We start from the raw sequence: 9,088 nt of genomic DNA on the forward strand, positions 1-9,088 counted from the left end.
AGGCCGCAGCCTCCGGTTTTATGTTTATTCAGAAACAGTAAGCACGAGGTTGCCGGAGTAACGCTTGTTTTCCAAATCTTTGTGAGCCTGGGCAGCTTCATTCATAGAGTAGGTACGGGCTACGTGCGGGGAAAAGACTCCTTTTTCATAAGCCCGTTGTACTCCGGAAGCTGCTTCCTGCAGCGCTGGAACAGGAGCTGTGAAAAGCAGAATGCCGAGGATGGAAGCATATTTTTTGTTTAAAAGCTGCCACGGAAAAGACGGCATAGTATTCACCGGGGAGCCGACCGCAACGATTCGTCCTCCGGGAGAGAGAATCTGCAAATCTGTATCAGCATTTTCGCTGAAAGACATATCAAGAATAACATCAGCGCCGGGCTGTCCTGTACCTGAAGCAAAATCCTCCTTCCAGCTTTCATCATTTAGGTTCAAAACGACATCAGCACCGGCGCGGCGTGCGGCTTCTTGTTTTTCAGTGCTGCTTGCTGTAGTGATGACAAAGGCATTATGATGCTTGGCCAGCTGAATAGCGGCATGACCGACCGCCCCGGCCCCGCCGTAAATAAGCACGGTCTCTTCAGGCTGAAGCGCCGCCCGGAAAAATAAGGCCATATGAGCAGTAAGGGCGGGAATTCCAAGAGAAGCTCCTTCGGTATAGCTCATGGCTTTTGGAAGGGGAAAAATGTTTGAAGCCGGGGCGGCTGCCCACTCGGCGGCGGCACCTGGAATGTTTGTGCCCCATACCCTGTCCCCCGGCTGGAAATTTCCTGCACTGCTGCCGACTTTTTCGACGATTCCGGCAGCATCAAAATGAGGAATAGCCGGGAAAGAGGAAACGGGGCGTTTGCCGGAGCGAAAATACGTATCAACGGGATTGAGGCCTACCGCTTTCACCTGTATGAGAACTTCATCCGGCTGAATATCGGGTTTATCCACTTCTTCCATGGTGAGTACATCCGGCGTTCCCTGTTCATGGTAAACGACTGCTTTCAAAAAAATCGTCTCCTTTCGTTTGCACATAATAGTTTTTTGCCTGCCCTTTTATCCTAACAGTTTTTCAGATCGACAGAAGAAATGTATAATGGAAAGTGATAGAAAAAAGAAGGCAGCAAAAATTGCAGAAGAAGGGAGGCGGGACACATTGGCCGAGCGTAACGAAATCGCCGCAAGCTTCCCGGAAACAGGTAAGCCTATCCAGGTGCAGAGTTATAAGCATAACGGATCGCTCCACCGTGTATGGGAAGAGACATTAATACTGAAAGGCACAAGCAGAGAAGTTATTGGCGGGAACGATCGTATTCTGGTTCACGAATCGGACGGGAGAGTCTGGAGAACGAGAGAGCCTGCTATTTGTTATTTTCATGCCGAAAAATGGTTCAACGTTATCGGCATGATCCGGTCGGACGGAGTGCATTATTATTGTAATCTTGGCACCCCGTTTGTCTATGATAGTGAAGCTCTTAAATATATCGATTATGATCTGGATATTAAAGTTTTTCCGGACATGACCTACAATTTACTGGACGAGGACGAGTATGCCCAGCATAAAAAAGAAATGAATTACCCTGCGCAGATAGATGAAAAGATGGAGACGAGTATTCGGGAACTGCAGAATTGGATCTGCCAGAGAAAAGGCCCATTTAACTCTCAATTTATCGAACAGTGGTATGAGCGTTTTTTGTTTTTTCGATAAGAGGTGAAAAAGATGGGCAGTATTAAACGCTACATGCAGTTTGTGCGGCCGTACAATAAAATAATTGCGGTGACAGTGATTATTGGCATTTTTAAATTCGGTCTGCCGCTTTTAACGCCGCTCATACTTGCTTATATTATAGACCATGTGCTGTTGGCCGATGGCATGGCAACAGCTGAGAAAGCACGAGTGCTCGCCTGGCTGGCAGGCGGAGCGGTTGTGCTTTTTATTATCGTTCGTCCGCCGATTGAATACTACCGGCAGTACTTTGCCCAGTGGACGGGAAATAAAATTTTGTATGATATCCGTGATCAATTATTCAGCCACATCCAGAAACTGAGCCTGCGTTTTTATTCCAACCGCAAGGCAGGCGAAATCATTTCTCGGGTGATCAACGATGTTGAGCTGACCAAGGACTTCGTCATTACCGGCCTGATGAACATATGGCTTGATCTTGCGACTATTATTATTGCGCTGATTATTATGTTTACGATGGACGTGGAATTAACGCTGGTGGCGATGTTGTTTTTACCCATTTATGCCTTTTTCATCAAATATTTTTATTCAAGGCTGCGGGATTTAACAAAAGCAAGGTCGCAGGCTCTTGCAAACGTGCAGGGCCATCTGCATGAACGGGTGCAGGGAATGAGCGTCATCCGGAGCTTTGCGCTCGAAAATCATGAACAGGGACAGTTCGATACGAGAAACAGACAGTTCCTGGATCGGGCAGTGGACCACACGCGTTGGAATGCTAAAACATTTGCTGCCGTTAATACCGTGACAGATGTAGCGCCGCTGGTAGTTATCCTGGCAGCCGGCCTGGCTGTATTATACGGAAATTTATCCGTCGGGGAGATGGTGGCGTTCACCTCTTACATGGAGAGGCTTTACAGTCCGCTGCGGCGTCTGGTGAATTCATCTACCACCCTCGTGCAGTCGATTGCTTCAATGGACCGGGTGTTTGAATTTATTGATGAAAAATACGATATTACCGATAAAGAAACAGCGGTGCCGGTGAAGCACGTTAAAGGCGACATTAGGTTTGACCACGTATGGTTTAAATACGAAGAGGATACTAACGATGTATTAAAAGATGTTGATCTGCATGTGAGACCGGGGGAAACTATCGCACTGGTCGGCATGAGCGGCGGCGGTAAGAGTACGATCGTCAGTCTCCTTCCGCGGTTTTATGATGTAAGCGGCGGTGCTCTGCTTCTCGACGGAAAAGACGTGCGGGACTATGAAGTGCGCACACTCCGGGATCATATCGGCATGGTGCTGCAGGACAATATTTTATTCAGCGAATCGGTGAAAGAAAATATCCGGATGGGGAAACCGGAAGCTACGGATGAGGAAGTCATACAGGCAGCTCTTATGGCTAATGCAGAGGTTTTTATTAACGAACTGCCGCTCGCCTATGATACCCCGGTCGGAGAACGGGGCGTGAAGCTTTCCGGCGGACAGAAGCAGCGGATTGCTATTGCCCGTGTGTTTTTGAAAAACCCATCAATACTTGTATTTGATGAAGCCACTTCAGCGCTGGATCTGGAAAGTGAGCATTATATCCAGGAAGCGATGGAGCGGCTTGCACGTGACAGAACGACTTTTATTGTAGCGCACAGGCTTTCAACGATCACCCATGCGGACCGGATTGTCGTAATCGAAGACGGACGTGTAGTGGAATCAGGCAGCCACGAGCAGTTAATGATGGCAGAAGGCTCTTACCAGAGGCTGTTTGACGTTCAGCATGTGTAATTGAAAAGCAGGGAGGGCAACCATGGAAGAAGTCAAAAATTATTTCAAACATCATCGAAGCAGCCACTTAAACCAGCTGCAAGAATTTTTATCGATACCAAGTATTAGCGCAGACCCTAACCACAAACCCAATATGGGAACTGCGGCCTCCTGGGTAGAGAGAAGTATGCAGGCAGCCGGTTTGGAAAACACGGCTGTAATGGAAACAGGCGGTCACCCGGTCGTGTACGGAGAATGGATGCACGCCCCGGGGAAGCCTACAGTCCTATTTTATGGCCATTATGACGTGCAGCCGGCCGATCCGGTTGAGCTGTGGGAGACACCGCCGTTTGATCCGGAGATACGGGACGAAAAAATCTATGCCCGTGGAGCCACGGATGATAAAGGCCAGGTGTTTATGCATCTTAAAACGATTGAAGCCTTCATGCAGACCAAAGGAGAGCTTCCGGTGAATGTAAAGTTCTGTATTGAAGGAGAAGAAGAGGTTGGCAGTCCCAATCTGGATGAGTTTGTAGAAAAGCACCGTGAACTGCTGCAGGGAGATGTACTGCTGGTTTCCGATACGCCGATGCTTGAAAAAGGCCGTCCCACAGTCTGCTATGGACTGCGGGGTCTGGCTGGTATTCAAATTGATGTGAGGGGGCCGAAAGGAGACCTGCACTCCGGTCTTTACGGAGGCGGAGTCGCAAATCCGCTTCATGCACTGGCCGACATACTTGCATCTATGCATGACGACAGAGGCCGTATTACCGTTGATGGTTTTTACGACCGGGTTCTTTCGCTTACGGAGCAGGAACGCCGGGCGTATGCGGAGCTTTCGTACGACGAAGAAAATACAAGGAAAGAATTGAACGTACCGGAGCTGTTCGGCGAAGAAGGGTTTTCATTTCTGGAGAGAACGTGGGCCCGGCCGACGCTTGAAATTAACGGTATGCATGGAGGCTTCCAGGGGGAAGGCATCAAAACGGTGCTGCCCTCTGCTGCTTCAGCTAAGATTACGTGCCGGCTCGTGCCTGACCAGGACCCGGATGAGATTGTTGAAAAGCTGAAAGCTCATGTTCAGCAAAAGACCCCGGAAGGCGTAGAGGTGGAGGTGACTCCGTTTGATAAAGGCCGGCCATTTGTTACCCCGTTTGACCACCCGGCCATCCAGGCAGCCGGTAGGGCGCTTGAAACAGCGTACGGTACAACAGCAGCATATACGCGAATGGGAGGATCTGTGCCTGTCATTGAAACGTTCTCCCAAACGTTAAACGTGCCGGTAGCGTTGATGGGGTTCGGCCTTCCAACCGAAAATTTCCATGCACCGAATGAACATTTTCATTTGGAAAACTACGACAAAGGTCTTGAGGCTTTAGCAGAATACCTGATGGAGATCAGTGAAAACTTATAAATAAAAAAGGAGGGCGCCCGTGCTGGGAGTCCTCCTTTTAGTTTTCAATAGCGAAGAAATCTTCACTGCTATGATAGCGGAAATAGGTCTCGACAAGCCGGTCGAGATGTTCAAGCTGCTCATTATACTCGACGATATGTGCGACAATAGGAAGAAGGTGAAGCCATTCCGAGCGGTCGATATTTTGCTGCTCATACATTTCCATGAGCTGATCTGTCAAAGACGCTCTGCCCTCATCGACCTCTTCGGCCATCTCCTCGGTAAGATGAGTGGTCACCTTGCCTACATAACGCTGAAGAATTCTGTCATGATAATCCATAAGATGATCAAGCTGATTGCGTATGGCTTCCTGCATGTCTGAAGGCGTGTGCTGCATATCGTTTTCAAATTTATCAAGAGTGCGCAGGATGGTCACGATTTTATTCATCGAAGCGATCATCTGTTTAAAAAGAACAACACGCCGGTCCCTGGTGAGCCGGGCTTTTTTTGTATACACGCGTTCCTCTTTAAACAAAAGGTACAGGTTTTCGATGGAAACGGTCTGGTCTTTAAGAGAGGAAAGGTCTTTCCGCAGCGTCTGACGGTTAGTTTCGTGCCTTCCAAGCAGCCGGATCCACTGAATAGTATCCTGGGTTACGTCCCGGATCTGCTGATACAGCTTAGTTTCATGCTTTGGCGGCAGAAACAGCATGTTGACCAAAAAAGATGCAAGAATCCCGAGCATGATTAAAGCAAACCGCTCTGAGGCAAATAAAATAAAATTGCCGTCTCCGGGCCTTCCCATGATAATGATGACTGTCACAACAGCAATCGGAATGGTGGAGGCATCCAGCTTCAAGCCTAAAATGCCTGCAATAATAATCATCACCGTGACGCCGATAATTACCGGCTCGTGTCCGAAGGCAAGTACCATAACAATAGCTGTGCCAGCTCCGATAATATTAGCCTGAAGCTGGTCGAGCATTGTCTGGAATGTGCGGGATATGGACGGTTGAATAGCGAAAGTAGCGGCGATAGCTGCGAAAAAAGGAGGATTCAATCCAATCCAAGATGCTGCGTATATAGCGAGAACGATCGCAAGACCGGTCTTGAAAATTCTGGCTCCCAGCTTCATAACGGATTGTATTCCTTTCTGTATTGAACTTAGTGAATGTAGCTGCTTAAGGCTGCGAAGGCCTGGTCCGAAGCTTCCAGCGTTTTTTCTATGTCGCCTATACTGTGTTCAGTGGTGAGAAACCAGGCTTCGTATTTTGAAGGAGCGAGGTGCACGCCCCGGTCGAGCATTTCTTTAAAAAAGATGCTGAACCTCTCTGAGTTCGAACGCTCGGCCCCTTTATAGTCTTTTACTGTTTCGTCTGTGAAATAAATGGTAAACATTCCTTTTAACCGATTGATCGTAACGGGAATGCTGTATTTTTCAGCCTGATCGAGGAGACCTTTTTCAAGGCGTTCACCCAGATGATCTAACGTGTCGTACACTCCGTCTTTTTCCAATACTTCAAGACAGGCAATGCCGGCACGCATAGAAGCAGGGTTTCCGGACATTGTTCCTGCCTGATAGGCTGGACCAAGGGGAGCGACCTGCTCCATGACATCAACCCGGCCGCCGTAGGCACCGATCGGCAGACCGCCTCCTATAATTTTCCCCATGGCGGTCATATCCGGTTCCACCTGGAGCATGTTTTGGGCAGCACCGTAGGTGAAACGAAAAGCAGTAATGACTTCATCAAAGATAAGAAGAGAGTCCGATTCGTGTGTGAGTTTTTTGATCTCTTCAAGATAACCGGGCTCCGGCTCGACAAGACCGAAATTTCCCACGATAGGCTCGATAAGGACCGCCGCCGTCTCGTCTCCCCAGCGTTTAATGGCTTCGCGGAAGCTTTCAATGTCGTTAAATGGAACGGTGATGACTTCTGCGGCAATATTGGGAGTCACGCCCGCAGAGTCCGGGGACCCGAGCGTTGAAGGGCCGGATCCGGCTGCGACAAGCACAAGGTCGGAGTGGCCGTGATAGCAGCCTTCGAATTTAATAATCTTATGTTTACCGGTATAGGCTCTGGCTACACGGATAGTGGTCATTACAGCTTCGGTGCCGGAATTGACGAACCTTACTTTCTCAAGAGAAGGAACGGTTTCCTTCAGCTTTTTAGCAAAAATATTTTCCCATTTAGTGGGAGTGCCGAGCAGCGTGCCTGTACGGGCAGCTTCATTGATAGCTTCAGCGATGTGCGGATGGCCGTGCCCGGTAATAATAGGACCGTAAGCTCCGAGGTAATCAATGTAGCGGTTGTTATCCTCATCAAACAAATAGGCGCCGCGTCCCTCTTTCATAAAGACGGGAGTGCCGCCCCCGACACCTTTGAAAGAGCGGGAGGGGCTGTTCACTCCCCCTACAATTAAGTCGCAGGCTTCGTTATAGAGTTCGACTGATTTTTCATAGGACATATTTTCCTTACTCTCCTTACTATCAACTATTTCTTATCTATTGTATCATGGAGAAGAAAAGCAAAAACCATGATATCATAAGATAAAAACAAGTGCTGAGGTGATCGACATGAGTACAGAAGAAAGCAGTGTAAATCCAAAAGATCTGGAAGGGAAACAGGCTCCTGATTTTGAACTTCCCGCTACTACTGGAGAAAATATTCGTTTAAGTGATTACCAGGGACAAAACGTGATTTTGTATTTTTACCCGAAGGATAACACGCCTGGATGTACAACTGAAGCCTGCGATTTCAGGGATGCTCTCCCGGAATTGAATGATAAAAACGTTAAAGTACTTGGGGTCAGCCCTGATTCAATGAAAAAACACGAAAATTTCACCGCCAAGCATGAACTTTCCTTCCCGCTCCTGTCTGATGAAGAACAGGAAGCAGCCAACGCCTTTGGAGTGTGGAAATGGAAGAAAAACTTCGGTAAAGAATACCTTGGAATTGTGCGTTCCACCTTTTTTATTGATACAGAAGGAATCGTGCAGAAAGTATGGGACGAAGTGAAGGTAAAGGACCATATCGCGGAAGTATCCCGGTATGTTGATGAATTCTTGTCATCTTCTAAAAAATAGCAGGCGGGTGAAAAGATGAAACTGCTTCTTTGTATTATCGATAATTTTTATACTGATCAGGTAGAGATGGAAATGAAAGATAAAGGCTACCGTATGACAGAGATTGCGAGCAGCGGCGGTTTTTTGAAAAAAGGAAATACGACGTTTATGTTTGGCGTGAATGAAGAAGAAGTGCCGAAGCTGAAAACAGATTTAAAGGATATATGCCTGGCTTACGAAAAACACAGAGGAAAACGGCCCGAACATTCAAACAGGTTTACTTCTTTTCTTTTAGACGTATCGATGCTTCCTTTTTTTCAATCAGCCCAAGCAGATGAGAATCGCTGACCCCCTTTCATTGACAAGGATCAGGGGGTTCCGATAGAATAGATTATAAGAATTACAAATAAAGAATCGTTTTACAGGAAGAGAGGTGCATGACGATGGCGAGCGCTAGCCTACAGGAAGCAGTAAGTGTCTTGAAAAGCACGAACGTTCGGATGACACCGCAGCGTCATGCTATTTTAGAGTTTCTGCACTCTTCAATGAGCCATCCTACTGCTGACGATATCTATAAATCTCTTGAAGAACGTTTTCCGAACATGAGTGTAGCCACAGTCTACAATAATCTTCGGGTTTTTAAAGATGCTGGTATAGTGAAAGAATTAACCTACGGGGACTCCTCAAGCAGATTCGACTGCGTGACTTCAGATCATTACCATGTAATATGTAATGATTGCGGGAAAATTGTAGACTTTCATTATCCGGGCCTGGATGAAGTAGAAACGTTAGCTGAACATGTAACGGGCTTTGAAATTGAAGATCACCGGCTGGAGATTTACGGAACATGCCCGGAATGTACAAAGATGAGCAAACAGTAAGCTGTTTTAAAAGCCTTCATCTTTTTAATGGATGAAGGCTTTTGTATGCTTCTTGAACACAGGAAGTTCTCTTAAAAACTAATTTAAAATTATTTTGCAAAAGTGGTTGACGGTCTTATAGGCCGATGTTATATTACTAATTGTCGCCAAAACGGCTGACAGAAAAGAGAATAACGAATTAAAACTTCTTCAAAAAGTTGTTGACATTCATTATTCAAAAATGATAAATTATAAAAGTCGCTGTTTAGCGGCAGATCGTTCTTTGAAAAGGAAAGACAAGCCAGAGCCCCAATCAAAAGCAACACATTTTTAGGGCATTTCGG

Annotated in this window: 10 protein-coding genes; 6 read left to right on the forward strand and 4 right to left on the reverse strand. The window is 47.0% G+C overall.

Annotated elements, in window-relative coordinates:
* Positions 1-24: 24 nt before the first annotated feature.
* The gene (locus tag ACTRXG_RS14855) at positions 25-993 is read right to left on the reverse strand and encodes an NADPH:quinone reductase (protein WP_474285698.1); all 969 of its coding nucleotides are present in this window, start codon (positions 991-993) and stop codon (positions 25-27) included.
* Between the two features lie 88 nt (positions 994-1,081).
* On the opposite strand from ACTRXG_RS14855, the gene ntdP reads away from it, so the two are divergent.
* From ntdP to ACTRXG_RS14870, 3 genes are read left to right on the forward strand one after another with little or no spacing between them, the layout of a single operon-like run.
* On the forward strand, positions 1,082-1,693 hold the full coding sequence (gene ntdP / locus ACTRXG_RS14860) for a nucleoside tri-diphosphate phosphatase (RefSeq protein ID WP_474263574.1): 612 nt from the start codon (positions 1,082-1,084) through the stop codon (positions 1,691-1,693).
* 12 nt (positions 1,694-1,705) lie between these two features.
* Positions 1,706-3,448 (forward strand): ABC transporter ATP-binding protein, encoded by a 1,743-nt coding sequence (locus ACTRXG_RS14865; protein WP_474285700.1) that lies wholly within the window; start codon positions 1,706-1,708, stop codon positions 3,446-3,448.
* Between the two features lie 22 nt (positions 3,449-3,470).
* Positions 3,471-4,841, forward strand: coding sequence for a dipeptidase (locus tag ACTRXG_RS14870; protein WP_474285701.1), 1,371 nt, complete (start codon positions 3,471-3,473; stop codon positions 4,839-4,841).
* Positions 4,842-4,878: 37 nt separating this feature from the next.
* Here ACTRXG_RS14870 and ACTRXG_RS14875 read toward each other — a convergent pair whose 3' ends face one another.
* Positions 4,879-5,955, reverse strand: a complete 1,077-nt coding sequence (locus tag ACTRXG_RS14875) for an FUSC family protein (protein ID WP_474263578.1) — start codon at positions 5,953-5,955, stop codon at positions 4,879-4,881.
* Positions 5,956-5,984: 29 nt separating this feature from the next.
* A complete protein-coding gene (locus ACTRXG_RS14880) occupies positions 5,985-7,286 on the reverse strand; it encodes a glutamate-1-semialdehyde 2,1-aminomutase (protein WP_474285702.1) in 1,302 nt (433 codons plus the stop codon).
* Positions 7,287-7,395: 109 nt separating this feature from the next.
* Between ACTRXG_RS14880 and bcp the strand changes: the two genes are divergently transcribed.
* From bcp to perR, 3 genes are all read left to right on the forward strand, one after another.
* Positions 7,396-7,905, forward strand: a complete 510-nt coding sequence (gene bcp, locus ACTRXG_RS14885) for a thioredoxin-dependent thiol peroxidase (RefSeq protein ID WP_474263583.1) — start codon at positions 7,396-7,398, stop codon at positions 7,903-7,905.
* Between the two features lie 15 nt (positions 7,906-7,920).
* On the forward strand, positions 7,921-8,232 hold the full coding sequence (locus tag ACTRXG_RS14890) for a cyclic-di-AMP receptor (protein WP_462864827.1): 312 nt from the start codon (positions 7,921-7,923) through the stop codon (positions 8,230-8,232).
* 95 nt (positions 8,233-8,327) lie between these two features.
* A complete protein-coding gene (gene perR, locus ACTRXG_RS14895) occupies positions 8,328-8,765 on the forward strand; it encodes a peroxide-responsive transcriptional repressor PerR (RefSeq protein WP_322526179.1) in 438 nt (145 codons plus the stop codon).
* Between the two features lie 128 nt (positions 8,766-8,893).
* On the opposite strand, the gene ACTRXG_RS14900 is transcribed toward perR, so the two are convergent.
* Positions 8,894-9,088: hypothetical protein (locus tag ACTRXG_RS14900; protein ID WP_474278667.1), on the reverse strand; the 195-nt coding region annotated here is incomplete at its 5' end.

Source organism: Marinococcus sp. LNSP9103-4 (assembly GCF_056034345.1).

Bases quoted from the DNA above. Each gene is read 5' to 3' on its own strand.
- ACTRXG_RS14890 (WP_462864827.1), top strand. From the start codon at position 7,921: ATGAAACTGCTTCTTTGTATTATCGATAATTTTTATACTGATCAGGTA.
- ACTRXG_RS14880 (WP_474285702.1), bottom strand. From the start codon at position 7,286: ATGTCCTATGAAAAATCAGTCGAACTCTATAACGAAGCCTGCGACTTA.
- ACTRXG_RS14870 (WP_474285701.1), top strand. From the start codon at position 3,471: ATGGAAGAAGTCAAAAATTATTTCAAACATCATCGAAGCAGCCACTTA.
- bcp (WP_474263583.1), top strand. From the start codon at position 7,396: ATGAGTACAGAAGAAAGCAGTGTAAATCCAAAAGATCTGGAAGGGAAA.
- ntdP (WP_474263574.1), top strand. From the start codon at position 1,082: ATGGAAAGTGATAGAAAAAAGAAGGCAGCAAAAATTGCAGAAGAAGGG.
- ACTRXG_RS14875 (WP_474263578.1), bottom strand. From the start codon at position 5,955: ATGAAGCTGGGAGCCAGAATTTTCAAGACCGGTCTTGCGATCGTTCTC.
- ACTRXG_RS14865 (WP_474285700.1), top strand. From the start codon at position 1,706: ATGGGCAGTATTAAACGCTACATGCAGTTTGTGCGGCCGTACAATAAA.
- perR (WP_322526179.1), top strand. From the start codon at position 8,328: ATGGCGAGCGCTAGCCTACAGGAAGCAGTAAGTGTCTTGAAAAGCACG.